The following is a 750-nucleotide window of genomic DNA, read 5'->3' as shown; positions in this document are numbered from 1 at the left end:
AGGCTGTACGTTGTCAGGCTGGTGTTGTTACACAGCAGTTGCAAAACTTCGCCGAAGAGAACGGTTTGTACTATCCGGTTGACTTTGCATCGGCCGGTTCTAGTCAGCTAGGAGGTAACCTATCGACTAATGCGGGCGGTATTAAAGTTATCAAATACGGCATGAGCCGTGATTGGGTCTTGGGTTTAACCGTGGTAACAGGTGCTGGCGAAATTCTTGAACTAAACCGAGACTTGTTGAAAAACAATACCGGATATGATTTGCGTCACTTGTTTATTGGTGCTGAAGGAACACTTGGTTTTATCACTGAAGCAACAATGAAACTAACGCGTCAACCGAACAATCTGACTGCTTTGGTTCTGGGTCTATCAGATATTGGTAACACCATGGATGTCTTGAAAGCATTCCAAGCAAAGCTGGACTTGACTGCCTATGAGTTTTTCTCGCACGAAGCGATGGGGCATGTCTTAGCGCACAACGATGTGCCTGCACCCTTTGAAACTGAAGCGCCTTTCTATGCATTGTTGGAGTTCGAATCGACGTCTGACCAGGTAATGGATGACGCAATGGCTTTATTTGAAACCTGTGTTGAAGAAGGGTGGGTTTTGGATGGTGTGATCAGCCAGAGTGAAACCCAGCTCAATAACTTATGGCGTTTGCGTGAAGGTATCTCAGAGTCGATTTCTGTGCGTACTCCGTACAAAAACGATATTTCGGTCGTGGTCTCTAAAGTTCCTGAGTTTCTAAATG

General features: G+C 45.6%; 1 protein-coding gene. It reads left to right on the top strand.

Translation table 11 applies throughout. From position 1 onward, the window contains the following. Positions 1–750, top strand: a 750-nt coding sequence (locus A3756_RS01100) for an FAD-binding oxidoreductase (protein ID WP_156490153.1), incomplete at both ends; no start/stop codon positions are given.

The organism is Oleiphilus sp. HI0086 (genome assembly GCF_001635225.1).
This window is presented reverse-complemented; position numbering and strand designations above follow the sequence as displayed.